Raw genomic sequence first — 26,151 nt, 5'->3', positions numbered from 1 at the left:
TCAGCCGCCAATCTCGGGGGTGGCCTCACGCAGGGCGGCGACGAGCTGTTCGGTTCCCGATTCGGGTATCCAGCCCGAGAGCGCGATGCCGGCATGCGCGGGATCGCCGGTCGAGACGGCGACGACATGATGGTCGCGCTCGTCGGCGACATGGACTCGGGCATAGCCGAGGCGCCGCACCTCGGCGAGCTTGGCGAGGAGCTGGTCGATGCCCTGGGGGAACATCGGAATCTCGCGATCCTTGTAGAGTTCGCACACCTCATCGTCCTCGAGTTCGGAGAGCAGAACGATGCCGATGCCGCTCGTCGTCGCCGGCAACAGGCCGATGCGGCCGAGCCCGCGCGACGCCTCGATGCCCGGCGGCGCGTGGAACAGATAACTCACGCTGTCGCCCCACAGCACGCCCAGCGCGACCGTATGGCCGAAGCGGCGCAACCCTTCGAGGACCGGCAACGCCCGGCGAATAAGGCCGGATGCGAACAGGCTCTGCGCGGCGAGCACGTGCATCCCCGGGCCCGCGGTATATTTGCGGTTGGCGGTCTGCCGGGCGATGCCGAGATAGGCCAATGTCTTGAGCAGCCGGTTGATCTTGGTCGGATCGGCATTGAGCCGCCGCGCCAGCTCGCGGCACCCGACCGGCTCGGGCGAGGTCGCGAGCGCCTGGAGCGTGGTGATGCCGTCGATCAGGCTCTGATTGGGCTGGGCGTTGAGTTTAGGGCGCACGGTCGCATCCTATGCACCAAGCCGCGGCTGCCGCCAAACGAAGCGCGGCGGCGCTCATGCGACCTGCTCGGCATGGTGCCAGAAGCGGGCGCTGGGCTCGACGCCCAGACCAGGTCCGGTGGGGAGTATATAGCCCGCCGCGCCATGGCCCATGTCGGTATCGAGCAGCACCAGGTTCCGCTCGAATACCGAATGCTGCCATTCGTGCTTCCAGAGCTGCGGGATCGTTGCCGACGCGTTGAGGCTCGCGGCGAGGAAGATGCCCGTGCCGACCGTCGCATGTGGCGCGACCGCTGCGCCGCGCCCGGCGGCGATCGTCGCGATCCGCATGAACTGGGTGATGCCGGTATGGCCCATTTCGGGCTGGATATAGGCCAGCGGTCCGGCGGCGAGCCGGTTCGCCGCCTCATAATCGGTGTACCATTCCTCGCCGGCAGCGATGGGGACCGGGCTCTCCGATGCCAGCCGGGCGAGACCGGCCATGTCTTCGGGCTTGACCGGCGCCTCGGCGAAATGGGGGCGCAAGGGGGCCAAGCGCGCGAGCAGGGCCAGCGCCGCCGCCATGTCGAACTTCCAATGGAGATCGACCAGGATCTCGGCATCGTCGCCGAGCGCGGCGCGCAGCGCGGCCATTTCCTCGACCACCCCCTCATGGCTCACCACCGCGGCGAACTTGACCGCGTCGATGCCGCGCACCTGCCAGTCGCAGGCAAGCGCGACGCGCTCTTCGAGCGTGGCGGCCGGGAGCCCGGAAAGATAGCTGGGGATCGTTGCATGCGCCGGCGGGCCGAGCAGATCGCGGACCGGAACGCCCGCGCCCTTGCCCTTGAGGTCCCATAAAGCGATGTCGATCGCGGCGATGGCGTCGACATGGAAACCGCCCCAGCAACCGCGCACGCGCATCAGGCCGTACAGCATATCCCAGGTCGCGCCGATATCGCCGGCATCATGCCCGATCAGCACGGGGACGAGCAGGTCGTTGATGATCTCGCAGGTCGCGCGCGGCGCGCAGATCCCGTAGGTCTCGCCCCAGCCGATGCTGCCGTCTTCGGCCGTGACGCGCACCACGATCGAGCGGTCGACGGTCGGGTAGATCGTGCCATTGCCCCGCCGCACGATATAGCCGCGCGCATTGACGCTCTCATCCGGCCCGAGCGGCCCTAGATAGGGCGTGTCGCGCGGGACGGTGACGATGAAGGTGTCGATCGCGGCGATACGCATGGTCAGGCAAGGGCTCCCTGCGGGGCTTCGGACGGGAGCAGGTCTGCCAGCCGCGCCAGCAAGGCGTCCAGCTCAGCGCGATCATGGCGGTCGAGTTCCGGGCCGGGCGCACGGACATAGGTGCTGTCGATGAGGCCGCGCCGCTGGAGCACCGCCTTGGTCAATCGCCAGCGGAAGATCGCCTGCATGTTGAGCAGCGGCAGCGTGCGCTCGAACAGGTCGCGCGCCGACTCATGCTCGCCTGCGGCGAAGGCGTCGAGCATCAGAACATGGAGCTCGGTGATCTCGCAGGCCGGCATGGTCCCGCGCGCGCCGCGCGCCAGCTCATCGATCACATGGCGCGCACCCGCGCCGCCGAACACAGCATCGAGCGAGTCGCCGGCAAGCTCGGTGAGGCGCGTGATGCGCTGGCCGGAAGGGGGTGCCTCCTCCTTGACGAAGCGGATGCCGTCGACGCGGTGCGCCAGATCGGCGACCTGATCGAGCGGCAGGCCGATGCCCATGGGCGGCGGCGCGTTTTGCAGCATGATCGCGATGCCCGAGCCCTGGTGCGCCGCCTGGAAGAATCCGGCCATGGCGTCGAGATCGCCGGCGAAAGTCTTCGGGGTGAGGATCATCGCCGCCACCGCGCCCGCCCGAGCCCCGGCCTCGGCAAAGGCGATGGCTTCCTTCGTATCGCCCGTGCTCGCGCCGACCACGAACGGCAGGCGCCCGTCGAGCCATTCGCCGATCCGCGCGGTCAGGTGCAGACGTTCGTCGACGGCGAGCGTATCATATTCGCTGGCAAGGCCCGGGAAGACCACCCCCTGCGCGCCGGCCGCGACGATATAGTCGAGCACGCGGCGCATACCGGCCTCGTCCACCGCGCCGCTGGCGGTGAAGATCGTCGGCAGAATCGGTAGCACACCCTTCAGCTCGGCCACGTCCACTCCTCAGCATTGTGTTGCTATATTTGTAATCTTTGCGCGATTGCGGTGCTCTGTCAATTGCAGTGTTGCGATAATCGCACATAAGGGTTGAAGGGTATCGAGGGTATTGCGCGCTATCATCTGTTGCTTTAATAGAGACGTATTGAGGGCGCCAGGGCGTAACAGCGCCGCGCCCTTCATGAGAGGATGAAAGGGGAGAGGCATGAAGAATCGCGCCGTTCAGGGTCTGCTGGTGTCCACCATATTGGCATCGGCCTTTGTTGTTGCCGGGCCGGCAGTGGCCCAGACCGCCAGCGCGCCGTCCGATGCGGCTTCGGCTGGTCAGGAAGGCCCCGACATCGTCGTGACCGGAATCCGCCAGAGCCTGGGGGCGGCACGCGACATCAAGCGTGACTCGTCACAATTCGTCGATGCGATCGTCGCCGACGACATCGGCAAGCTGCCCGACCGCAACGTGGCCGAATCGCTCGCCCGCGTCTCCGGCATCCAGGTCGACCGCGGCATCGCGGAGGGCACCAACGTGTCGGTGCGCGGCCTTCGCCAGAATGTCTATCTGTTCAACGGCCGTGAGATCGTCGATGCGACCGGCCGCGGCGGCACGGGCCTCGACCAGCTCGGCAGCTCGACCTACGGCATCCTCGCGCTCGTTCCGTCCGAACTCATCTCGCGCCTGGAGGTGACCAAGCTGGCGGGCGCCGACCAGATCGCCGGCGCGCTTGGCGGCATCATCGACATCGAGACCCGCAAGCCGCTCGACGGCCCCAACCAGCTCGCGGCGAAGGTCGGCGTCACCTATGACGACCTGACCGAGAAGCCGAGCTACGAGCTGTTCGGCCTTGCCTCCCACAAATTCGCCAATGATACGCTGGGCGTGCTGCTCTCGGCGTCCTGGGGCCGCCGGCGGTTGTCGCAGCAGGGCCTCGATACTTTCGCCGGCTATACCCGCTTCACCGATGGTGGCGGTGTCGCCCATTTCGGCAATTCGGACGTCCGCCCTGAGGAGATCGACGAGCGTCGCAGCAAAATCGGCCTCGACGGCGTGATCCAGTGGAAACCTTCGCAGGGCGTCGAGTTCACGCTCGACAGCTTCTATTCGAAGCTCACCTCCGACCGCAACCGCTACTGGCTGTCGTTCAATCCGCTCACCGGGCTCAGCAACGCCAAATATTCGCCGAACAATGTGCTGCTCTCGGGCACCGCGGCGACGCCGGTGCTGACCAACACCGAATTCGCCGACACCAAGGCGGATACCTGGTCTTCGGCCCTGCGCGGCAAGTTCGACGTGGCGGATGGCGTGAAAGCGAGCGCGGAGGTTTCGTATAACCGGTCCTCGTCAAGCTATCGCCAGATCTATTTCCGCCTCCAGCCGATCGCGTCGATCACGCCGACCGTGCAGTTCGATCTCTCGCAGGGCGATTTCGGGTCGTACAACATCAGCGGGATCGACCTGACCGATCCGGCGCAACTGCGCTTCACGATCTTCTTCCAGAATCTCTACCGCGCGGAGACCAAGGCGACGGCCGCGCGCTCCGATTGGGATGTCGACCTGGGTGGCGGTTTCCTGAAGAATCTGGGCTTTGGCGCACGCTATCAGAATCTCGACACGCAGACCCGGCCATCGCTGGCGGACATCCGCCCGGCTGGCGGAATCCCGGCGACCCAGCTTGCCTCGTTCCTGACGCTCCACTCGAACCCGGATTTCGCATCGGGCGATTTCCAAGGCCTGCCGCGCTCGTTCCTGACTTCGAGCGAAGCCGTCTCTCCGGGTTGCAGCGTGTTCACCGCCTTCCCGGCGGTGTCGCAATCGGCGGCCTGCCTCAACCCGACGGGCACGACCAACGCGCTTGCCGGCACCTATGAGATCAAGGAGAAGTTCCTCGAAGGCTATGGCAAGGTGGATTTCGGGACCGCGCTCGGCGGCATGGACCTGAGCGGCAATGTCGGCGTGCGGTATCTGCACCGCGACATGGACTCGATCGGCAATCTGATCAGCACCTCCGGCGCCGCGACGCCGACCGTCTTCAAGCGCACCGACGATGAATGGCTACCCTCGGCGACGATGAAGCTCGACCTGAGCGGCGGCATGCTGTTCCGCCTCGGCGCGGCCAAGGTCGTCGCTTTCCCCAACACCGCCGACCTCAACAACGGCCTCACCCTGTTCAACACGGCGGTATTCGTTGGGGGCGTTCAGGTGACGCCCGGCACCGGCAATGGCGGCGCGCCTAACCTCAACCCCTACAAGGCGAACCAGATCGACGCCTCGCTCGAATATTATTTCGGCAAGCAGGCGCTCGTGTCGGTCGGCCTGTTCTACAAGGATGTCTCGACCTTTATCGTCTCGCAGCAGAGCGCCGAGACCTATGCCGGGGTCAACTATCTGATCAATCGCCGCATCAACGGCGCCGGTGCCAAGGTAAAGGGTATCGAAGGGCTGTTGCAGCTGCCCTTCTACTTCCTGCCAGGGGCGCTCGACGGCTTCGGTATGGTCGCCACCTATTCGTACATCGACTCGACCACGCCGATGCGCGACGGTGTCGGGCGCGTGCTGCCTTTTCCGGGGCTGTCGAAGAACAACGTCAACCTGATCGGCTATTACGAGAAGGGACCGGTGAGCCTGCGCGTCGCCTATAATTGGCGCGACGACTATCTGGTCAGCCTGTCGGCCGCCAACACCGGTATCTACAACGATACCTATACCGATCTGTCGGCGACTTTCCGGTACGATTTCACACCGAACCTTTCGCTCGGCCTCGAAGTAAACAACCTCCTCAACGAGAAGCAGCGTACCTATGACGGAAGCTCGGAGGCGCTGCGGACCAATCTGTTCTTCGGGCGCATGTTCAAGGCGAGCATCAGCGCCAAGTTCTGAGGCGTTCGCGGAGCGGGTTGAGGGAGAGACGAGTGGCCGGTGAACTTGACGGGCAGATCGCGCTCGTGACGGGTGCGGCAAGCGGTATCGGTGCGGCGATCGCCGCCCGGTTCCGCGCCGAGGGCGCCAGGGTCGCTGGGCTGGATGTGGTGCCGTCCATCGGCTGCGACCTCGACCTCGTTGCCGATCTCCGGTCCGATACGGCACTGGCCGGGGCGTTCGCGCGAATGACCGCGACACTCGGCGCGCCCGGCATTCTCGTTCATGCTGCGGCCGCCTCGGTCCCCGGCGGCACCATCGACACCGATCCGGCGGCGTTCGCCGACATCTATGACGTGAATGTGATCGGCGCGGTGCGGCTGTTGCGGCTGTGCGTGCCGCCGATGCGAGCGGTGGGAAAAGGAGCGATCATATTTCTCTCCTCGATCAACGCCGACTTCGCCACGCCCACGCTGGCGGCCTATGCGGCGTCGAAAGCCGCGCTCGACAGTCTGACGCGGACGGCCGCGCTTGAATTCGCGCCGGACCGTATCCGGGTGAATGCGATCGCGCCCGCCTCGATCGACACGCCGTTGTTGCGGGGATCGTTCGAGCTGCAATCCGATCCCGAGCGTGCCCGGGCCGAAAATGCCCTGCGCCATCCACTCGCCCGGCTGGGCACGCCGGAAGAAGTGGCCGAACTCGCGCTGTTCCTGGCGTCCGATCGCGCCTCGTGGATCACTGGCGCCATCCATCCGATCGACGGAGGCGCGCGTGTCACGCGGCGGTGAAGGCGGCGAGATCGTCGGGGTCAATTGGGGCAGCTCGAACTTTCGCGCCTATCGTATCGCGGCGGACGGATCGGTGCTCGACGACTATGCCGCGCCCGCCGGCGTCGCCGCGCTCGACCGCCTCGGCATGGCGGCGCAGATAGACGCGCTGGTCGCGCGCTGGCCCGATCACGGGCCGATCTATGCGTCGGGCATGATCGGATCGAACATCGGCTGGAGCGAGATAGCCTATGCCGAGGCGCCTGCCGGGCTGCGCGAACTGGCCGGCGCGGCGACGCTTGCCGAGATCGGATCGGCGACGGTGCGGATCGTGCCGGGCATCGCCTGCCGTCGGGCGTTCGACGGGGCGCCGGACATCATGCGCGGCGAGGAGATCGAACTGCTCGGGCTCTCCACCCTGGCCGGGGCCGATGGCCTGGTCGCCCTGCCGGGCACGCATACCAAATGGGCGCGGCTGGAGGCGGGACGGATCCTCGACTTCTTCACCAGCATGTCGGGCGAGATATTCGATCGGCTGACCGCCCAGGGCCTGCTCGCCTCGATCGTCGAGGGCGAGGCGGTGGATGGCGCTGCCTTTCTGGATGGCGTCGCGGCGGGCGGGGCGGGCGGTCTTGGCCTCGGCACCCTGTTGTTCGGCGCTCGGGCACGCGTGATCCGGGGCGACCTGCGCCGCGCCGACGCCGCGTCCCACATTCGCGGGCTGTTGATCGGATCGGAGATAGCCGATGCGATCGCGGTCAACCCCGGCCTTGCGGGGGCGCGCGTGCCGCTGGTCGGCAATGGCCCGCTCTGCCGGCTCTATGCGAGCGCGCTCGCCTCGATCGGCGTTTCGAGCAGGATCGTCGATTCCCGCGAAGCGTGCCTGGCCGGTTTCCGCGCGCTGCACGAGGCGCGGGCGGCATGATCGTCGGCGGTGCAGCGGCGAGGCTCGATGCGCTGCTCGACGAAATGCCCGTCGTTGCGATCCTGCGCGGAGTGCGCAGCAGCGAAGCGTTGGCCGTGGTCGAGGCACTGTACGACGCCGGCATCCGCGTGGCGGAGGTGCCGCTCAACTCGCCCAACCCGTTCGACACGATCGCCTTGCTCGCCGCGCGGCTCGGCGATCGTATGATGATCGGTGCCGGCACGGTGACCGATGTGGAGCAGGTCCGGCACATCGCCGATTGTGGCGCTGCGCTGTGCGTATCGCCCGACAGCAATATGGCCGTGATTGCCGAGGCGCTGCGGCTCGGGTTGGTGCCGGTGCCGGGCTGCGCGACCCCGACCGAAGCCTTTGCCGCGCTGGCGGCGGGTGCGCGGCATCTGAAATATTTTCCCACGGCCGGGCATGCGGGCGATATCGCCGCGCTGCGCACCGTGCTGCCGGCCGGGGTGCGGCTGCTGGCCGTGGGGGGCGTGACCCCGGCGACCATCCCCGGCCTCCGCAAGGCCGGGGTCGATGCTTTCGGGATCGGATCGGACCTCTACAGCCCGGGCCGCACCGCGGCCGATGTCGGCGCGCGCGCGACATCGCTGATGGCGGTGCTGGCCGGGGCGGGGTCCGTTGCGCGGCTCGTCTGCAACCCGGAGGCTGGGATCGGCGAATCGCCGGTCGCCGAAAGGGACGGGTCGATCGCCTGGGCCGATCCGATCACGTCGCGGCTGCTGCGCCTTGTCGACGGAAGGCTCGACGAAACATCGCTGGCCCGGCCGATATGGTCGCTTGCCGCCACGCCGTCGGGGCCACTGGTCGGGACGCTTGAGAACAGCTTCTGCACGCTCGACCCAGATAGCGGCATTCAGCCGGGGCCTGTGGCGGCGGTGGCATCGGGGAGCCGGTTCAACGACATGGCGGTCGATCCCGCAGGCGGGCTTTGGGCGGGCGCCATGCACAAGGGCGTGCTCGCAGGGCGCGGCGCGATCTTCCATGCGTGCACGGCCGATGCTGAGCCGCAATGCGTCGTCCAGGGCCTCGGCGTGCCGAACGGCATGGCGTTTTCGGCGGACGGCCACACCCTGTTCGTGATCGACACGCTGGCACGGACGCTGCTCTCCTTTCCGGTGACGGGCGGGGCGCTGGGCGAGCCGGTGATCGTTACCGATTTCATGAATGTTCCGGGTAAGCCCGATGGAATGACATCCGGTCCCGATGGCAGTTTCTGGGTCGCGATGTGGGGCGGCTCCTGCATCGCCCAGATCGGCCGCGACGGCGCGCTACAGCGCACGATAGCCGTCCCGGCACCGCAGGTGAGCAGCATCTGTCTTGCGGGCTCGACGCTATTCGTCACCACCTCGCGCATGCGGCTGACTCCGCAGCAGCTCGTCGATCATCCGGGTTCGGGCGGCCTCTTCGCGATCGACCTGGAGGGCGTGTGACGGACGCCAAGACAGAGCACCTGCGAGCGGTGATGGCCACGACGATGCGGTGGAATTTCCGCGTCTGGGGCTTTGGCGAGGCGATCGCGCTGCGCGGGCTGTTGCGCGCCGGCGACCTGCTCGGCGATCCGGAGCCCTTCGGTTTCGTCCACGGCATCCTGCGCGGCTGGCTCGGCCGGGGCGTCGCGCGCAGCAACGAGGATCATGTCGGTGCCGGTCGCGAACTGGTCGACTGTTATCGCCGCACCGGCGATGCCCGATTCCTCGATGCCGCGCGGGCGCTCGCCGCGCTCAACGCCGGCTTTCCGAAGGGGCCGACCGGCGCGCGCTATCATCGCGGCGATACGCCCGGCTGGCGCTGGCAGATCTGGGTCGACTGCATGGATGTGGACGGCCCGTTCCTCGCGGAGCTTGCGCGTGAGACCGGGGAGCAGGCCTATTTCGACCAGGCAGTGGAAGAACTGCTCGGCTATGCCCGCGCGCTCCAGGTCGAAAACGGGTTGCTCACGCACGGTTTCGAGCGTGACTGCGGCCGGAACGGCCGGCTCTGGGCGCGCGGCAATGGCTGGGCGCTCATGGGGCTGGTCGACACGCTGGCGATGCTGCCGCGCGAGCACGCGGCCTGGGCTGAGCTGCACCAGCGCACGATCGCGCTGGTCGACGCGCTCGCCCACGCGCAGGACGAGAGCGGCCTGTGGCATACCGTGCTGGATGAGCCCTCGACCTATCTCGAATCCACCCTTGCCGCGATGGCGGCCTATGCGCTCCATGAAGGGTTCGCGCATGGCGTGCTCGACGCGGCGGCTTATGGCGACATGGAGCGCCGCGCGCGCGCCGCGATGCATGCGCAGGTTGCACCCGACGGCACGCTGTCGCTGGTCAGCGACGCCACGCCGGTCGGTGCGCTCGGCACCTACGCCACGCGCCCATTCGGCATGTTCCCCTGGGGGCAAGGACCCCTGTTGCTCGCCTTGTGCCAGGAGTTCTTATGAAGATCGTCAGGGTCCAGGCCTTCCCCATCCAGGCCGAGCCGACCGACACGCGTCCCTATTGGGGCAGCCGTGCCTGGGGAACCGAGCGCGCGGCGGGCCAGGCCGAGCTTTCGACCGAATATCCCGTGCCGCTGCGCCGCCGTTTCCTTTATTCGCGCACGATCGACACGGTGGTGGTGCGGATCGAGGCCGACACCGGCCATGTCGGCTGGGGCGAGGCCAAGGCGCCGGTCGCCCCACAGGCGACCGCGACGATCATCGACCTGCTGCTCACCCAGGTCCTGATCGGCGCCGATCCCCGCGACGTGACGGTGCTGTGGGAGCGGATGTACGCAGGCATGCGGGTGCGCGGCCACCGTGCGGGCTTCTATCTCGAGGCGATCGCGGGCGTCGATATCGCGCTCTGGGATATCGCTGGCCAGGCGGCGGGCGCGCCGATCTGCACCTTGCTGGGCGGGCGCATGCGCGAGTCCGTGCGCGTCTATGCATCGGGCATTCCCTCGCTCCCGCTCGAAGCGCCCGACGATGCGATCGCCGAGCTGGTCGCGGAGGCGAAGTCGCTCAACGCGGCGGGCTATACCGGCGTCAAGGTCGCGATCGGTCGCGGCGTGCGCGGCGATCTGCGCGTGATCCGGGCGCTGCGCGATGCGATGGGTGAGGACTTCGCCATCTATGCCGACGCAGCCGGCGTCTATTCGCGCGCCGACGCGCTCCGCCTGGGCCAGGCACTCGAAGAGCTTGACGTTGGTTTCTTCGAGATGCCGATCCCGCCGGAGGACGTCGAGGGTTATGCCGAACTCGCGCAGAAGCTCGCCATCCCCATCGCGCTCGATTCGATCATGAGCCGGCACGAGACGGTTGAGCTGATCCGCAATCGCGCGATCGACGTGGTCCAGCCCGATGTCTGCCGCGCCGGCGGGATCACCGAATGCCGCCGGATCGCCGAACTGGCGGATTGCTTCGGCCTTGCCTATCAGCCCCATGTCAGCATCGGCTCGGCGATCCATGTCGCCGCCAGCGCGCATCTCGCCGTGGCGATGCCGAATGCCATGGTCTGCGAATATTGGATCGGCAGCAACCCGATCGGCAATGCCGTGATCGAGCAGCCGATCGAGCTGAGCAACGGAGAGCTTTCCGCGCCCGACAATCCGGGGCTGGGCATCCGCGTGCTTTCGGACAAGCTGCTCGCGCACGTCGGCAAACCGAGACCGGAATAGGACGAAGAGACGTTCCAGGCCGGCATGCCGCCGAGCGACGGAGTCTTGCGCCTTTTGACGAGCGACCTCTTCATATCGCCCGTCTGTCTGCCGCTCGACCAGGGTCGAGCGGCACCTTTCTATACGGACAGCGCCAGGACGAAGGCGCGCGCATTGGCGCCGACCTCGGCAGCGCTCATGCCGGGCTTGTAGAGCGCCGATCCAAGCCCGAAGCCTGCGGCGCCGGCTGCGGTCCATGGTCCCATCGTGTCGGGCGCGATGCCGCCGACCGGGAGCAGGCGCGCCTCCTTGGGCAGCACGGCGCGCATTGCCTTGACCACGGCGGGGCTGGCGGCCTCGGCCGGGAACAGTTTGAGCGCGGTTGCGCCCGCTTCGAGCGCGGCAAAGGCCTCGCTCGGCGTGGCGATGCCCGGCAGCGAGACGAGCGCCGCCGCCGCGCTCGCCGCGATCACGCGGAGATTGGTGTTGGGCGAGATGATCATCGTGCCGCCCGCCGCGGCCACCGCGGCGACCTGATCCACGCGCAGCACCGTGCCCGCGCCAATGATCGCCCGGCCCGCGAAACGTGTCGCGAGCCGCGCCACGCTGTCGAGCGGATCGGGCGAGTTCATCGGGACTTCGATCAGGGTGAAACCCGCCTCGACCAGCGCCTCGCCGATCTCCTCGACTTCGGCCGGCGTCACGCCGCGCAGGATTGCGATCAACGGGCACCGCGCAAAGGCGGCGTCGAAGGCGGCGACAGGGCTCATGGTGTTGCTCTTGCTCCGATGGCGATGATTCCCGCGCTGAACGCGGCGTGGCTGTCGACCAGGCGCGCCGTACGGCCATGCGCTTCGATTGCCGCGGCATAAAGGCCGCCGAGCACCGGGTCGGCGAGGATATGGACAATGTCGTGGCCCTGCGTCTGGAGCCGTACCGCGACATCGCTGCCGATCAGCAGCCCGCTGGCGAAGCTCGCCGCATCCTTGTCGTCACGCTCGCCGAGCAACTTGGCGGCACGGATGCCGAACAGCGAGGCGGCCAGATCGCACTTGCGACCCTCTTCGACCCCCGCGAGGAAGGCGGAGCCTTGGGTCACCTCCCCACCGAGCTGCGCCGCGAGCAGGCCGTGCGTCCGCAGCAAAGCGAACAGCTCCCCGGTCATTGCCGTGGTGAAGCCGGCGATGCGGCCGTCCACCATCTCGACCCATTTGCAATGCGTGCCGGGCTGCACCAGCAGCGCATCGGCCGGGACCAGCCCGGCTTCGGCTGCGCCAAGCAGCTGGACCTCCTCGCCGCGCATCACATCGGCCGGGTCGGTGGTCGAAACCCCGGGCACGATCGCTGTGCGCGGGGCGATCCACAACAAATTGGCCGCAAGTTCGCCGATCCCGGCCGGTGCCGGAACATAGCGCGCGGTCCGCCAGCCGATGTTCGACCCGACCATCCCGGCCATCACCAGCGGCAGGTCGCCGAATCCGGCGCGGATTGCCGCCGCCTCGCGTTCGAAATCCTCGATCGCCGTCACGCCCCTGCCGTCGCGTTCGCTATGCACGACCGCGCCGCCCTCGATCAGGAAGATGCGCCGGTTGGTCGTCCCCCAATCGACGGCAAGGAAGCGATCTTCAAAGCTCACCACCAGGTCGCGTAAAGCGCGATCAGGATCAGGACAACGCCCACGCCGCCGATATTGAACGCATTGGTCGTGCGGAAGCTGACGCCTTCCATCGTGACCCGGTTGGCGTCGCCGCGGCCCTTCACGAGCAGCGATATCGCTATCGCAAGGAACAGGCTGACCACGAATACGAACATCATGCGGTTCATGAACGGGAAGAGATAGGCATTGAGCGCCTCGGGCAGCCAGGGAGAGGGGATGCCCATCTTGAGAATGTAGGAAAGCAGGACCGAGGTGATCGCCGCGACGATCGCGCCAGCCTCGGTCGCCGGCTTCCAGAACAGGCCGAGCAGGAAGATGACGGTGATGCCGGGCGTGAAGAAGCCGGAGAATTCCTGGATGAACTGGAACGCCTGGTCCGAATTGCCGAGCAGCGGCCGGGCCGCGATCAGCGCGATCACCACGGCGAGCGCGGCGACGATTCGGCCGACCAGCACGAGATGCTTTTCCTGGCCGCCGGTTTCGGCCTGGCCGTCCTCGCCACGGGTCCTGATGCCGCGCGCCTTGGCATAGAGATCCAGCGTGAAGATCGTTGCGATCGAATTGATCTTCGAGGCGGTCGACGCGATGATCGCCGCAATCAGCGCCGCGAAGACCAGGCCGAGCAAGCCCGAGGGCAGCAGCTTCATCATCGTCGGATAGGCTTCGTCGGGCTTGACCAGATCGGGGGCGAGCACCACCGCGGCGATGCCCGGCAGCACGATGATCACCGGCATCAGCAGCTTCAGATACGCGGCGAACATCACGCCCTTCTGCGCTTCGGCAATGTTCTTCGCGGCCAGTGCGCGCTGGATGATATATTGGTTGAAGCCCCAATAGCTCAGATTGGCGATCCACATGCCGCCGACCAGCACCGCGATACCGGGCAGATCCTTGTAGAAGGGGTGATCGGGGCTGAGGATCATGTCGAAATGGCCGGGCACGCGCTCGGTGAGCGTCGCGAAGCCGGCGATCGCCCCGTGCCCGCCGCCGACCTGGTCGAGCGTCAGATAGGAAATGACGAGGCCGCCGAACACCAGCAGGGTGACCTGGACGATATCGGTCAGCGCCACGGCCTTGAGCCCGCCATAGAGTTGGTAGAGCAGCGCAAAGGCGCCGAGCGCGATCAGCGCCGTGTCCTGGTCGATCCCCGCGACCTTGTTCACCGCGATCGAACCGAGCCAGATGATCGAGGTCAGGTTGACGAAGACGTAGAGCGCCAGCCAGAACACCGCCATCAGCACCGGCAGGACGCGTCCATAGCGCTGCTCCAGGAACTGGGGCATCGTGTAGATGTGGTTCTTCAGGAAGATCGGCAGGAAATATTTGCCGACGATCAGCAGGGTCAGCGCCGCCATCCATTCATAGGACGCGATCGCCAGCCCAAGCGCATAGCCCGAACCCGACATGCCGACGATCTGTTCGGCGGAGATGTTCGCCGCGATCAGTGACGCGCCGATCGCCCACCAGGGAAGCGATTTCGAGGCGAGGAAATAGTCGGACGTATCCTTCGCATGGCCGGCCTTTTCGCGGCTCACCCACTGCGCCAGGCCGAAAATGCCGATGGAATAGGCAATGACGACGATGACATCGATCTGCGACAGACTCGTCATGCTGTTCCCCTCCTTTGCCTGCGGGACAGAGGCTCCAGCGGCGTCGCTGTCCATTTATCGTATTAATAAGCCTTGTCGAGCGCCTCGTTCAGCCTAACATACCGGCGCACCTTCGAAAGGCGGTGGAAAAGGAAGGCCTGAACGCGTGTCGATTGCACCATCAACATTGTCGCTGGACGACGTGCCTCCCCAGCTCGGCCGCAATTTGACCTATGGTTTGCTCGACAGTCTCGGGCGGGCGATCGTGACCGGCCATTACGAGCACGAGGCATTTCCGACTGAAGTCGAGCTGGCCAGGCAACACGGGGTAAGCCGTTCGGTGACGCGCGAAGCGGTCAAGATGCTTACCGCCAAGGGCCTGCTGAGCGCCCGTCCGCGTCAGGGCACCGTCGTTCAGCCCACCACGTCCTGGAACCTGTTCGACACCGATGTGCTCCGCTGGTTGCTCGAGCGGCAATTCTCGGTCGAGCTGCTCAGGCAGTTCACCCAGCTTCGCATCGCGATCGAGCCCGAAGCCGCCGCGCTGGCGGCGCAATTCGCCGGCCCCGAACAGCTCCAGCGCATCACCCGCGGGCTCGAGCGGATGGCAGCGGCGGAACAAGGGCTGGAAGACACGCTGGACGCGGACATCGCTTTCCACGTCGCCATCCTCCGGGCGTCGGGTAATCCGTTCTACGTCCAGTTCCGCGACATGGTCGGCACGGCGCTCAGGACCTCGATCCGCTTCACCAACCGGATCAAGGGACGGACCGCCAGCGTGTCGGACCATACCGCGGTGCGTGATGCGATCGAGGCGCACGACCCGGATGCGGCGCGTGCCGCGATGCGCAGCCTGATCGGGGACGTGCTCACCCTCATCAACGATGTAGGGGCGGCGAACGAACCGGCCTGACGGCATGGCCGGGGCACATTGTCCGGGCCCGGCCGGACGATGCTGGAGCGCCGCATCCCGGCGCTCCAGCCTGTTTCAGCCTTACAACTTGAAGCGAACGCCAACCGTATAATAGCGCCCGATCGGGTCGTCGCCGAGCACTGCGGGAGACGCAGTGCCCGGCGAACTCGTCCGCAACAGGGCCGGCGAAACGCGCGGCTGCTGGTCAAACAGATTACCAATATTCATGAACAGCTGCATATTGCTGTTCGTGCCGAAGCGGACATCATAGGCAAGGTTGAGGTCGGTGTAGAATTGCGAGGGCAGATACGGATCGGTGTAGACGACGCCGACCGTTTCCTGCCGCAATTGCTTGCTCGAATAGCGCATCTGCACATCGAGGGCGAACGGACCGTTCTTGTAGCCGACAAAGCCCGTCACGCGGTGCTTGGACAGGCCGACCTGCCCCGCGTCATTGTCCAGGATTGCGTCGGGATAGGACCGCGTCTTCAGGATCGGCTGGTAGCTGTAGAGCAGCCGCAGATTCACCTGCCCCGGCCGGCCGAGATCGAAACCGTAGCTCGCCTCCACGTCGAAGCCCTCGGTATAGGCTTCGGCGATATTGAGGCTCTGCGTCATCGTCAAAGTCGGGAAGTTCGCGGCCGTGGTGTTGCTATAGGGCAAAGGCCGGCTGATCAGGCTGCAGAGCGGGGATGACCCGCCGGACGCGGCGCATTGCTGCAGAACCGCGGCGTTCGATCCGGCGAGCGAGCTGATCGCGTTGTCGATGAGGATATTGTAATAATCGAACGACAGCGTCAGCCGCGGCAGCCAGCTCGGCTGATAGACCACGCCGGCCGTGTAAGTCCGCGCCACCTCGGGTACCAGATCGGGATTGCCGCTGGTCTGGACGTTGACGTTGCCCGTCACCCCGGTCAGCGGATCGACGATCCGGGTGAAGCTCAGGCCCTTGTTGGGCGACAGGTCCGCCAGGGTAGGCGCCCGGATGTCGCGAGATCTCGCGGCGCGAAAGCGAAGTCCGTCGATCGGCTCATAGGTGAGGCCAAGCTTATAGGTCACGACGGAGCCGCTATTGCCGTAGTGGGTGAACCGTACCGCGCCGTTGAAATCGAGCTTCCGCGCCAGCGGGGCGTTCGCCAGCAGGGGGAAGAGGACTTCGGTGCCGACTTCCCACACCTCGTTTTCGCCGCTGCGCGGTGGCTCCGTCAGATAGGCCCAGAGCGGCGGCAATGCTGAGGCCGACACGCCCCGGACGCCCGTATAGATGCCCGCCGGAAGATAGTTGGGATCGTCGCTGGTCGTCTGGTCGAGGCTTTGTTTGCGATATTCCGCGTTGATCGACGCCGTGACCGGGCCGGCCCAGTTATTGAACAGATTGCCGGAAATGCTGCCGCCGACATCGTCCATCTTGCTGACGGCCTGCCAGGAGGTGTCGCCATAGATGTAATTGAGGGCGGCATCGCTCTGATTGTTCGTGCCGAACATGTTGATCGGCGCGCAGCCGGCGGCCAGCGGGCTGGTCGGATTGGTCAGTGTGATCCGGCATACCGTATTGCCGCTCGGATCGCGCACCGCGTCGAGCGCCGCATAGAGGTGCGGATAGTTGATGTTGTTCTCGGTGACCGAGGTGACCTTCGATTGGCCATGGGTGTAATAGACACCCCAGTCGAACGTGCCGAGCTTGCCGTCGACGCCGGTGGTGACCCGGAAAACCGTCGTCTTCTGCCGCGTCACCGCATCGGCGGCTAGATCGCTATTGACTCGGCCCAAGGTGAAGGACGGCGCATTGGCACCCGTCAGAAGCGCCTGCGCGTTCGCCGGCAGGAAGGCGTTGCCGCTGAAGATCGTATAGCTGGCGACGCGCTCGTTGAGGTTGTGCGGCGCGGTCGAGGCATCGGCATAGGTGGCCTCGACATAGAATTTCATATTGTCCGCGATGTCATAGTCGAAGCGGCCGAAGAGCTGGTTGGTCTCCAGGCTGTTGACCAGCGTACCCCCGAAATAGCCGCCGTCGCCGCCGCTCGCGACATTGTTCGTCGGGGTGCTCGTACCGCGATCGAAGGGCGCCAGCACGCCGGTGCCGACGAATTGCTGGTTGGCGAAGGGGCCGCTCGTCGCGAGGCCGCCCGGCGCGGTATTGGAGAGCCGGCCATTGTTGATCATGTAATAGGGATTGGCCGCCGTCCCCGCGCCGACATAGACCGGCGCATTGGCGGAGTAGCTCCGGTCGGCCTGCGATTCCAGGCCCTTATTGTCATAATGCTCCGCGCTGAATTCGAAATGGCCGCGCTCGGTGATATTGAAGCCGGCGGCAATGCCCGCTTTCCAGGAAGGCGCATCGCCCCGCGATGAAATGCCGGTCTGCAAATTCGCCTTGAGGCCGGTGAAATCCTTGTCGAGGACGAAGTTGACGACGCCCGTCACTGCGTCCGAACCATAGACGGCGGACGCGCCGCCGGTCACGACCTCAACGCGCTCGACCAGCATCTGGGGGATCGTATTGGTGTCGACCTGGCCGTTGATCGCCGTCGGGGGGACCCGGTGGCCGTCCTGGAGCACGAGCGTGCGGATCGCCCCAAAGGAGCGCAGGTTGATATAATTGCCGGTGAAGATATTCGATCGGCCGCTGCCCGCGCCATTGCCCGCGCCGACGCTGGTGGTGGAACCGGCGAACTGGGGCAGCTTGTTCAGCGCCTCGGGAATGTTGGACGGCGTGAGCTGCATCTGTTCGACGGACGTGACGGTCACCGGCGTCGGGGCGTCGCGGCCGTCGCGGATGACGCGCGAGCCGGTCACGATGACCTCGGCCTCGGTCGGTTCCGGCCCCTCCGGCTCAGCCGTCCGCGGCGCTGATTGCGGTGACGAGTCGGGCGCCGCGCTGGCTTGGGCCCAGGCCGAAGGCGCAAGCGCCAACAGGCACACACCGGCGTTCAGAGTCGCGAAAATCCTCATAATCCCCTCCCTTAGTCCATTTTCTGGTGTGCTCGGAGCCCGGCCTGCATCTCAAACTGATGCGATCAGCAAATATCCGGCACATTGCCAGCGCACATTGTTACAAATGATACCATCTCGCAATATATTTTGTTTTTTAGTTTATTGTATCAAAGTTTATCGGAGATTGGATTTTGATATATTCCAATATGTTTGAAGTTAGTCTTGCATTACTTCGAGAATGCAAGAATTATAGTTGATTTTAACTTGACTCGTATTCTGGGTGGGCGGAAAAGCGCCATTGCCAGGGCATTCCCTGGTCCGGCGGCCGTCCGATCACGGCCTCCGGCAATGCCGTTAAAGGCGCTGTCGATAGGGGGGGGAGTGCGTGGATTTCCTGATCTGGCTGAAGGGCACGTCGCTCGCCGAATGGGTGCTCTACTCGCCCTGGGCGAACCCCATCCTGCTGTGCATGCATGCCAGCGGCATGGCGCTGGTCGTCGGTTGCGGCCTGATGACCAGCTTGCGCATCCTGGGTTATGCGCGCTCGGTGCCGTTGAGCCTGTTCGAGCGCTTGATCGCCTTCGCCTGGGCAGGCGTCGCCCTCAACGCGATCTCCGGCCTGTTGCTCTTCATGTCGGATGGGGACCGCTACATCGGCAACTGGACCTTCCAGTTGAAGATCGGCTTCATCCTCCTTGCCGGCGTCGCAACCTGGTTTCTGTGGCGGATTCTCCTGGAGGAGGGCGGGGCGAGGGCCGCGACGATGGCCGCCGAGGACGGCACTAGTGCCATTGCCGGCGGGGCCGTCGGGCCAGGCGCTGCCGTGCAGGCCGAGACCTTCAGCACCAGAGCGCGCATTGCCGCCGTTATCACCGCCCTTTTCTGGATCAGTGCGATCATCGCCGGCCGGATGATCGCCTACACGCTTGCACCGGGATTCGAATGATGAGCGAGCATGACATTCTTGCCTGGATCAAGGGCACTTGGCTTGGCGTCGCGACCCGCGACATCCCCTGGCTCTTTCCGACGTTCGAGACGCTGCACTTCATCGGATTGTGCATCCTGCTCGGGGCGATGCTGATCGTCGATCTGCGCCTGCTCGGCCGGTTTCGCGACGTTCCGCCAAGCAGCGTCCTGAAATTCAGCCACGTCGCGGCGGGTGGGCTGGCAATCAATCTGGTGAGCGGCATCGGCTTTTTCACGGCGGATCCGTTCAATTACTGGTCGAACCCAGCCTTCCAGATCAAGGTGCTGCTCCTCTTCTTCGCGTTCGCCAATATCGCCTGGTTCGAACTCGGCGCCCGCAAGCGCATTCTCGCGCTTCCCGTCGGCGCAGACACGCCGCTCGGCACGAAGTTCGTCGGCGCCGCCTCGCTCACCTTGTGGTTCACGATCCTGATCATCGGCCGTCTGCTGCCCGATTGGGAAGGCGTCGGAGGGTTCATCTGATGACGCCGATATCCCAGACTGACCCCGCTCATCTGCTTGTCCGTTTCACCGAGGCCGTCGATCAACGTCGCCTCCACGCCATCGCCGACTGCTTCACGAAGGACGGCCTTTTCCGCCCGGGCGACAAGACGATCGTCGGCGCGAAGGCTATCGGGCAGTTCTACAGCGAGCGGCTTGCCGATTCCCGGCGCATGACCCGGCATGTCTGGGCGAACATTTCCATGTCCGAGATCGACACGGACGCCGTGCGTGTAACGGCGCTGCTGACAAACTATGCCTTCGAGCCACTGGTCTCGGAAGCTGCGCTGCAGATGCGGATTGGCAATGTCGATTGCCGTCTGGTGCGCGATCGGCAGGGCGTTTGGCGGTTTGCCGAGCACCTCTATCAGCGGGCCTTCACGACCAGCCTGCCGCTCGATGCCGTCCCAACTCGATAAGGATCACCTCATGGCCGAACTCACCCTCGAAAAAGCGGCGATCATCGTCGATGAGGCGCTCTCTCACGCGGCAACGCTCGACCTCAACCCGCTCACCGTCGGCGTTCTCGACGCAGGGGGGCATCTGGTCGCGTTCAAGCGACAGGACACCGCAGGGATACTGCGGCCGAATATCGCGATCGGCAAGGCTTGGGGCACGCTGGGCATGGGTCTTGGCGGACGGGCGCTCGCGCAACGCAGCGAGATGGCGCCGGCCTTCTACACTGCGTTGGTCGGCGCATCGGACGGACGCGTCATTCCAGTCCCCGGCGGAGTCCTGATCCGCGGCGTGAATGGCGACGTGATCGGTGCCGTCGGGATCAGCGGCGACATGCCGGACAAGGACGAGGCCTGCGCGGTGTTTGGCATCGACCGGGCGGGGCTGACGCCCGATGTCGGCGGCACGCATTGATCGCTTGCAGGAGCCTTTGAATGAAACTGGCCCAATTCCACGATGGCGCGGCCTGGCGCATTGGCGCGGTCGAAGGCGACGAGATCATCGACCTCGCGACCGGCGGAGAGGCATTGCCGCCATCGGTGACCGAACTGGTCGCTGCGGGGCCGGACGCGCTCGATGTGGCCCGGCGCGCGGCGTGTTCCGGCCGTCGCATGCCGCTGTCGGATGTGCGCCTGGGGCCGCCGATCAGCCCGCGCAAGTTTCTCGGGCTCGGCCTGTGCTACGGCTCGCACGCGCGCGAGATGGAGCGCCGGGGCATGCCGATCCCCGAGCATCAGATGTGGTTCAACAAGCAGGTCACGGCCCTGAACGGGCCCTATGACCCGATCCATCTGCCGCGCGTCTCGTCGGAGCTCGATTACGAGGGCGAACTCGCGATGGTCGTCGGGAAGCGGGCACGTCATGTGAAGGCGGCCGACGGCTTGTCGGTGGTGGCCGGGTTCATGATCTGCAACGACGTGTCGGTTCGCGATTGGCAACGACGATCGCCGACCGGAACGCTCGGAAAGTCGTTCGACACGCATGGCCCCGTCGGACCCTGGCTCACGACCATCGATGAAGTATCCGACCCGCGTCACCTCTCGGTCCGGACCTGGGTCGATGGCGAGTTGCGCCAGGACGGCAATACCAGCGAGATGATCTGGACCTTCGGCCAGATGATCGAGGAACTGTCGAGTGTCTTCACGCTTGAGCCCGGGGACATATTGTCCACGGGGACACCGGCCGGCGTGGGGCAGGGTTTCGAGCCACCCCGTTTCCTGACCGAAGGACAGACGGTCCGCGTCGAGATCGAAGGCCTGGGTCATATCGAGAATCGCGTGGTGGCTGAGCCCTGATGACCGGCCGCCGCGTCACTTCGGCCTCTTCATGGCAGGACGGGCGGCGCAGCTTCGGCTGGACCTCGATCCTGTTGCACTGGGCCGGCGCGGCGGTGATCCTGACTCTGTTGTTCGTCGGAAATTCGATCCATGCCGCCAAGGGTGTCGATGGCGACGCGGCGCTCAGGCTGCACACCAGCGTGGCGCTGTCCGCCTATGCGCTGCTATGGGTCCGCATCATGTGGCGGGTCGTCAAGCGCCACCCCGATCGCCTGCCGCGGCAGAACCGCAGATTCTATGCGATCGGCAAGCCCTTCCACTGGATGCTGCTGATCGCCATCGCGGCGATGCTCGTGACCGGGCCGTTGATGGCGTGGGCCGGGGGGCTGCCCCTTCGGCTGTTCTCGCTCGAGATACCTTCCCCGTTCGAACCATCGCCCTGGCTCTTCGAGGTGATGCATGCCGGTCATGTCACTGCGGCATCGATACTTGGCTGGGGGACGCTCTTTCATGCGCTGGCCGCAATCAAGCACATTGCCGTCGATCGCGACGGCTCGTTCGACAGGATGATGGCCCCGTATCGCGAGGCCGACCGTTCGCAGGCCGTGGAGGCGCCCGCCAATGCGCCGTCATTTCACGAAGAAAGGCCCGAAATGCCACATGTTTCCGTACGATAGACGGTTCGTCTCCGCCTGAGCGCTGGTCGGTGAAACCCTTGCGTCTCACCGTCTGGACGGCGGGAAAGCGGAGAAGCGCGCCAGGATCGTGAAGAGCAGGATGCATCGGCTGCGCGCCCGGTCGTGGCTGAGTCTGCGCGTGCCCGGCCTGCGGGGCTGTGGCCGAACGACAAGAAAAAAGGGAAGATAGGATGATGAAAGGGAAATATTTTGGCTGGCTGACGGGCGTATCGCTGCTCGCGATCGCGCAGCCATCGGTTGCGCAGGAGAAAAATGCGGTCGAGCCGGACAGTAATGGCGATATCGTCGTGTTCGGACGCGGGGAGAGTAAGATCGGTGTCGCGACAGCGGCGAGCGAAGGAACGGTCGCCGGGGCGGATCTGCTCGTCCGCCCGCTGCTGCGCGTGGCCGAGCTGCTCGAAGCCGTTCCCGGAATGGTCGCGGCGCAGCATTCCGGCAGCGGGAAGGCCAACCAATATTTCCTGCGCGGCTTCAACCTGGACCATGGGTCCGACTTCACCACCTATATCGACGACGTCCAGATGAACTTCCGCACCCATGGCCATGGCCAGGGCTATCTCGACCTCAACGGCCTGATCCCGGAAATCGTGGAGCGCGAGGATTATCGCAAGGGGCCGTATCGGGCCGATGGCGGCGATTTCGCACTCGCCGGCGCCGCCTATATGCGCACGATCGAACGCTATGACCGTCCCTGGGCCTCCGTGGAGGCCGGCTCCTATGGCTGGGGCAGGCTGGCGGCGGGAGGAACCGTCAAGGATCTCGGCGGCGGCGATCTGACCCTGGTCGGCCAGACCAAGATCTACAATGGCCCATGGGAGGAGCCGGAACATCTCCGGCACTATTCGGGCTTTCTCAAATATGCGCACCCGCTCGGCGGCGACCGGCTGGATTTCACCTTCCAGGCCTATAACGCCACCTGGAGCCCGACCGAACAGATCCCCGAGCGGATCGTCGGGACTGCCGCCTGCGCCGATGTGTTCTGCTCGCCGGACCCGACGGCGCGCGGCAAGACGACGCGCTTCGTCGCGAATGCCGCGGTCACCGGGAACAGCTATCGGGCCAATGTCTATGCCCAATATTACGATTGGAACATGTATTCCAACCCGACCTACGCCAATCCGGACGGCTCGAGCGCGCAGATCTATCAGTTCGACAAGCGCTGGATCTTCGGCCTGAAGGGCGAGAAGACCTGGCAGATCGCACCCACCCTCAGTTTGGTTGTCGGGACTGAGAACCGCTATGACGATATCGGCAAGGTCGGGGTGTACCACACCGATGCCCGCACCTTCGTGAGCAGCTTCGGCGCCTATGGTGTGCGGGAGGCATCGGTTTCCGCCTATGGCGAGGCGATGTGGAAGCCGCTGGAAGGCCTGCGTCTAACTGGCGGCCTGCGCGGCGACCATTATCACTATGATGTCGTGGCGAAGGACGCCGAGGCCGCAGCGCTCGGCCAGGGAAGTGGCGACGCCAGCCTCGTTTCGCCCAAGGCGGCGATCGCGTATCAGCTGTCGCCCCATCTCGAATTCTACGCGAATTGGGGGCGGGGGTTCCATTCGAACGACGTCCGTGGGGCAGTGACCGCGACCCCCGTGCCCGTTCTGGTGGACGGCACGGGAAAGGAACTCGGGGCAAGGTTGCAGCTGGGGAAATTCACGGCGACCGCTACCTATTGGTGGCTCGATGTCGGAAGCGAGTTGCGCTTCGTCGGCGATTCGAACGCCGTCGAGCCCACCGGGGCGAGCCGGCGGCACGGCTATGAGATAGTGGCTTTCTGGCGGCCCCTGTCCTGGCTGGCGTTCGACGCCAACTACACCGCGAGCCATGCCCGCTACGACAATGGCGACTATATCCCCAATGCTTTCGAGAATGCCGGACAGATGGGCGTCTCGATCGTTCAGGACCGATGGGAAGCGAGTGCCCGCTTCCGCCATCTCGGCCCCTATCCCCTGATCGAGGACAACAGCCAGCGCGACAAGGGCAGCAACGTCGTCAATCTGCGCGGCGGGTACAAGCCAGGCCGCTTCCAGGTCTATGCCGAGATACTCAATGTGTTCGACAGCCGCGACAAGGATATCGCCTATTATTACGAATCCTATGTTCCCAGCGTCGATACCGGCCCTGTCGAGGGCCGGCTGAGCCGGGTGGTCGAGCCGCGAACGATACGGGTCGGGGTGCGCATCAGCTTGTAGGGAGGAAGGGTGCGCGACGGCTCAGTCGCTGCCGCGCACCATACGCCGCAGCGTCCCGTCGCGGAAGATGAATTGATGCACCATGGACATCGCGACATGGCCGACGATCAGGGCAAGCAGGAGCCAGCCGAGCGGGCCATGCAGGGCGCTTGCGACAGCCCGCAGCAAGGCCATTTCGACACCGGTCGCGGCAATGATCTCCATGCCGAGCCAAGTGAAACCGCGGCCATTCGCATAGGAGCGGGCAAGCGCAAGGGCGGGCACCAGGATCATCAGCGCGTAGATGGTGAGATGCCCGAGATTGGCGGCGCGACCGAGTGCGCCGGCCTGGCGGCCGGGCCGTTGGCGCAGATTGGCGATACTCCAGCCACCGCGCAGGAACACGAGGAGGAGGAGCAGGAATCCTGTCGTGCGGTGGCTCCAGAACACGGCATCGACCAGGGCCGAATCCTCGTCGATCAGGTGAAAGGCGGCCGTCGCGAACTGCCAGACGAACAGACCCGCCATCGACCAGTGGAGGAGGCGGGTGACCCGTCCGTAACCCGACGGGGCATCCCGCCACTGCACAGATACGCTGGCCATATTCAGATCTCCGATGTCGACGACTTCCGCAAGACGAACGCACCCATCGCGAACACGCCGGTCGCGGCGAGCAGCGATACGCCGCCGGCAATGACGAACAGGCTCGATGCCGAAACCCCCCGCGCGATCAGCACGCCGCCGAGGATGGGACCGAGGATAGCCCCGATGCGCCCGGTCCCCATCAGCCAGCCCACGCCGGTCGCGCGGATCGCCGTTTCATAGAATATCGCGCCGAGCGCCACGACGCACATCTGCGCGCCGATGCTGAGCGCGCCGGCAACGAAGCACATGAACAGCAGGAGCGGTGCCGAATGCGCGCTCACGCCGATCAACGCGATCGCGACGGCGCCGAGCGCATAGCCAATGCCGATGGGACGGGCAGGGCCGATCCGGTCGGCAAGGCGGCCGATGATCAGGCAGCCCAGGATCGCGCCGAGATTGAGCGCCGCGACGCCGAGCACCGCGCCCTGCATCCCGACGCCCGCCTGGCGCGCGAGTAGCGGGAGCCAGTTCACCAGGAAATAGGCGAGCATGAGGCTCAGCAGGAAGGTGATCGTGAGGATCCAGGTGCCCAGCGCCTTGTTCGCATCGAACAGGGCCAGGATCGAGTTGCGGGGCGCGTCGTTGCGCTGCGGCGTCTCGACAGGGTCGTTGAAATTCATCCGCTGGCGGATCTTCTCGATCGCGCCGTGCTCGCCCCTCAAGGCGAGGAAGCGGATCGATTCCGGCATGAGGACTGCGATCACGGGCAGCAACAGAAGCGGGACGATCCCGCCGATATGGAAAAGAATCTCCCAGCCATGAGCGGGGATGAGCTGTGCGGCGGCCACGCCCCCGATGACGGCGCCGAGCGGAAAGCCGCAGAACATCAGCGAGACGATCGTGGCGCGGCGATTGGGCGGCGAATATTCCGATGTCACCGCGATCACGCCGGGTAGGGCCCCGCCAAGCCCGAGGCCGGTCACGAACCGGACGATGACGAGGTCGGTCAGCGATGTGGCAAAGGGGGTGAGCAGGGTCACCGCGCCGAACAACAATATCGCGACGAGGAGGCTCGGCTTGCGGCCGAAACGGTCGGCCGCGATCCCGAAGCCGAGCGCGCCGAACAGCGCGCCGAACAGACCGGCCGCGAACACGCCGCCGAACATCGACGGTTCGACCTCCCACGCCGCCGCGATCTCCGGAGCGGCGAGCGCGATGGCCTGAGTGTCGAAACCATCGATCATCGCCACGCTCGCGCAAAGCAGGAAGGTCGCAATCTGGAACCCGCTGAGGCGGGCGGCGGCACCGGGGCCCGCAAGCGGGACTCCGGCTTCGAGTGCGCTCATCATCTG

23 protein-coding genes are annotated in these 26,151 nt (G+C 65.6%); 14 read left to right on the top strand and 9 right to left on the bottom strand.

Going from position 1 to position 26,151, the window contains the following annotated elements; genetic code table 11:
• From AC1RT8_RS24330 to AC1RT8_RS24320, 3 genes are read right to left on the bottom strand one after another with little or no spacing between them, the layout of a single operon-like run.
• The gene (locus AC1RT8_RS24330; RefSeq protein WP_372851073.1) at positions 1 to 723 is read right to left on the bottom strand and encodes an IclR family transcriptional regulator; all 723 of its coding nucleotides are present in this window, start codon (positions 721 to 723) and stop codon (positions 1 to 3) included.
• Positions 724 to 777: 54 nt separating this feature from the next.
• Complete coding sequence (locus AC1RT8_RS24325) at positions 778 to 1,944, bottom strand: mandelate racemase/muconate lactonizing enzyme family protein (RefSeq protein WP_493079110.1); 1,167 nt, start codon at positions 1,942 to 1,944, stop codon at positions 778 to 780.
• Between the two features lie 2 nt (positions 1,945 to 1,946).
• A complete protein-coding gene (locus AC1RT8_RS24320; protein WP_493079108.1) occupies positions 1,947 to 2,867 on the bottom strand; it encodes a dihydrodipicolinate synthase family protein in 921 nt (306 codons plus the stop codon).
• Positions 2,868 to 3,075: 208 nt separating this feature from the next.
• Here AC1RT8_RS24320 and AC1RT8_RS24315 point away from each other — a divergent pair, with 208 nt between their 5' ends.
• From AC1RT8_RS24315 to AC1RT8_RS24290, 6 genes are read left to right on the top strand one after another with little or no spacing between them, the layout of a single operon-like run.
• A complete protein-coding gene (locus AC1RT8_RS24315; protein WP_493079106.1) occupies positions 3,076 to 5,742 on the top strand; it encodes a TonB-dependent receptor in 2,667 nt (888 codons plus the stop codon).
• Between the two features lie 32 nt (positions 5,743 to 5,774).
• Positions 5,775 to 6,512, top strand: a complete 738-nt coding sequence (locus AC1RT8_RS24310) for an SDR family NAD(P)-dependent oxidoreductase (RefSeq protein ID WP_493079104.1) — start codon at positions 5,775 to 5,777, stop codon at positions 6,510 to 6,512.
• Positions 6,496 to 7,416, top strand: a complete 921-nt coding sequence (locus AC1RT8_RS24305; protein WP_493079103.1) for a 2-dehydro-3-deoxygalactonokinase — start codon at positions 6,496 to 6,498, stop codon at positions 7,414 to 7,416. Before AC1RT8_RS24310 ends, AC1RT8_RS24305 begins: the two co-directional genes overlap by 17 nt.
• Positions 7,371 to 8,867 carry a 2-dehydro-3-deoxy-6-phosphogalactonate aldolase gene (locus tag AC1RT8_RS24300; RefSeq protein ID WP_493079101.1) on the top strand — a complete coding sequence of 499 codons (1,497 nt, stop codon included), beginning with the start codon at positions 7,371 to 7,373 and terminating at the stop codon, positions 8,865 to 8,867. The genes AC1RT8_RS24305 and AC1RT8_RS24300 overlap by 46 nt, the downstream gene beginning before the upstream one ends.
• Before the next feature lie 32 nt (positions 8,868 to 8,899).
• Positions 8,900 to 9,859, top strand: coding sequence for a glycoside hydrolase family 88 protein (locus tag AC1RT8_RS24295; RefSeq protein ID WP_493079099.1), 960 nt, complete (start codon positions 8,900 to 8,902; stop codon positions 9,857 to 9,859).
• Complete coding sequence (locus AC1RT8_RS24290; protein WP_493079098.1) at positions 9,856 to 11,076, top strand: mandelate racemase/muconate lactonizing enzyme family protein; 1,221 nt, start codon at positions 9,856 to 9,858, stop codon at positions 11,074 to 11,076. Before AC1RT8_RS24295 ends, AC1RT8_RS24290 begins: the two co-directional genes overlap by 4 nt.
• A 119-nt stretch (positions 11,077 to 11,195) precedes the next feature.
• Here the strand turns inward: AC1RT8_RS24290 and AC1RT8_RS24285 are convergent, their stop codons facing one another.
• The 3 genes from AC1RT8_RS24285 to AC1RT8_RS24275 are packed head-to-tail and all read right to left on the bottom strand — an operon-like array spanning position 11,196 to position 14,322.
• Positions 11,196 to 11,825: a 2-dehydro-3-deoxy-6-phosphogalactonate aldolase gene (locus AC1RT8_RS24285; protein WP_493079096.1), complete on the bottom strand. Its 630-nt coding sequence runs from the start codon at positions 11,823 to 11,825 to the stop codon at positions 11,196 to 11,198.
• Positions 11,822 to 12,697, bottom strand: coding sequence for a 2-dehydro-3-deoxygalactonokinase (locus tag AC1RT8_RS24280; protein WP_493079144.1), 876 nt, complete (start codon positions 12,695 to 12,697; stop codon positions 11,822 to 11,824). The genes AC1RT8_RS24285 and AC1RT8_RS24280 overlap by 4 nt, the downstream gene beginning before the upstream one ends.
• Positions 12,688 to 14,322, bottom strand: coding sequence for a sodium/sugar symporter (locus AC1RT8_RS24275; RefSeq protein WP_493079094.1), 1,635 nt, complete (start codon positions 14,320 to 14,322; stop codon positions 12,688 to 12,690). The genes AC1RT8_RS24280 and AC1RT8_RS24275 overlap by 10 nt, the downstream gene beginning before the upstream one ends.
• Positions 14,323 to 14,467: 145 nt before the next feature.
• On the opposite strand from AC1RT8_RS24275, the gene AC1RT8_RS24270 reads away from it, so the two are divergent.
• Complete coding sequence (locus tag AC1RT8_RS24270; protein WP_493079092.1) at positions 14,468 to 15,214, top strand: FadR/GntR family transcriptional regulator; 747 nt, start codon at positions 14,468 to 14,470, stop codon at positions 15,212 to 15,214.
• 81 nt (positions 15,215 to 15,295) lie between these two features.
• Here the strand turns inward: AC1RT8_RS24270 and AC1RT8_RS24265 are convergent, their stop codons facing one another.
• Positions 15,296 to 18,166, bottom strand: a complete 2,871-nt coding sequence (locus tag AC1RT8_RS24265; RefSeq protein WP_493079090.1) for a TonB-dependent receptor domain-containing protein — start codon at positions 18,164 to 18,166, stop codon at positions 15,296 to 15,298.
• Between the two features lie 367 nt (positions 18,167 to 18,533).
• Here AC1RT8_RS24265 and AC1RT8_RS24260 point away from each other — a divergent pair, with 367 nt between their 5' ends.
• The 7 genes from AC1RT8_RS24260 (at position 18,534) to AC1RT8_RS24230 (ending at position 24,235) form a co-directional block, all read left to right on the top strand.
• Positions 18,534 to 19,094: a hypothetical protein gene (locus AC1RT8_RS24260; RefSeq protein WP_493079088.1), complete on the top strand. Its 561-nt coding sequence runs from the start codon at positions 18,534 to 18,536 to the stop codon at positions 19,092 to 19,094.
• Complete coding sequence (locus AC1RT8_RS24255) at positions 19,094 to 19,597, top strand: DUF6644 family protein (protein ID WP_493079087.1); 504 nt, start codon at positions 19,094 to 19,096, stop codon at positions 19,595 to 19,597. The genes AC1RT8_RS24260 and AC1RT8_RS24255 overlap by 1 nt, the downstream gene beginning before the upstream one ends.
• Complete coding sequence (locus AC1RT8_RS24250) at positions 19,597 to 20,034, top strand: nuclear transport factor 2 family protein (RefSeq protein WP_493079085.1); 438 nt, start codon at positions 19,597 to 19,599, stop codon at positions 20,032 to 20,034. Before AC1RT8_RS24255 ends, AC1RT8_RS24250 begins: the two co-directional genes overlap by 1 nt.
• 10 nt (positions 20,035 to 20,044) lie before the next feature.
• Complete coding sequence (locus AC1RT8_RS24245; protein WP_493079084.1) at positions 20,045 to 20,485, top strand: GlcG/HbpS family heme-binding protein; 441 nt, start codon at positions 20,045 to 20,047, stop codon at positions 20,483 to 20,485.
• Positions 20,486 to 20,505: 20 nt separating this feature from the next.
• Positions 20,506 to 21,366 carry a fumarylacetoacetate hydrolase family protein gene (locus AC1RT8_RS24240; protein WP_493079082.1) on the top strand — a complete coding sequence of 287 codons (861 nt, stop codon included), beginning with the start codon at positions 20,506 to 20,508 and terminating at the stop codon, positions 21,364 to 21,366.
• Positions 21,366 to 22,025 (top strand): cytochrome b, encoded by a 660-nt coding sequence (locus AC1RT8_RS24235; RefSeq protein ID WP_493079080.1) that lies wholly within the window; start codon positions 21,366 to 21,368, stop codon positions 22,023 to 22,025. The genes AC1RT8_RS24240 and AC1RT8_RS24235 overlap by 1 nt, the downstream gene beginning before the upstream one ends.
• Before the next feature lie 191 nt (positions 22,026 to 22,216).
• Positions 22,217 to 24,235 (top strand): TonB-dependent receptor, encoded by a 2,019-nt coding sequence (locus AC1RT8_RS24230; RefSeq protein ID WP_493079078.1) that lies wholly within the window; start codon positions 22,217 to 22,219, stop codon positions 24,233 to 24,235.
• Between the two features lie 21 nt (positions 24,236 to 24,256).
• Here the strand turns inward: AC1RT8_RS24230 and AC1RT8_RS24225 are convergent, their stop codons facing one another.
• Positions 24,257 to 24,817: a cytochrome b gene (locus AC1RT8_RS24225; RefSeq protein WP_493079076.1), complete on the bottom strand. Its 561-nt coding sequence runs from the start codon at positions 24,815 to 24,817 to the stop codon at positions 24,257 to 24,259.
• A gap of 2 nt (positions 24,818 to 24,819) precedes the next feature.
• Positions 24,820 to 26,145, bottom strand: a complete 1,326-nt coding sequence (locus tag AC1RT8_RS24220) for an MFS transporter (RefSeq protein WP_493079074.1) — start codon at positions 26,143 to 26,145, stop codon at positions 24,820 to 24,822.
• Between the last annotated feature and the right edge of the window lie 6 nt (positions 26,146 to 26,151).

Source organism: Sphingomonas sp. GW821-FHT10F11 (assembly GCF_058809095.1).
This window is presented reverse-complemented; position numbering and strand designations above follow the sequence as displayed.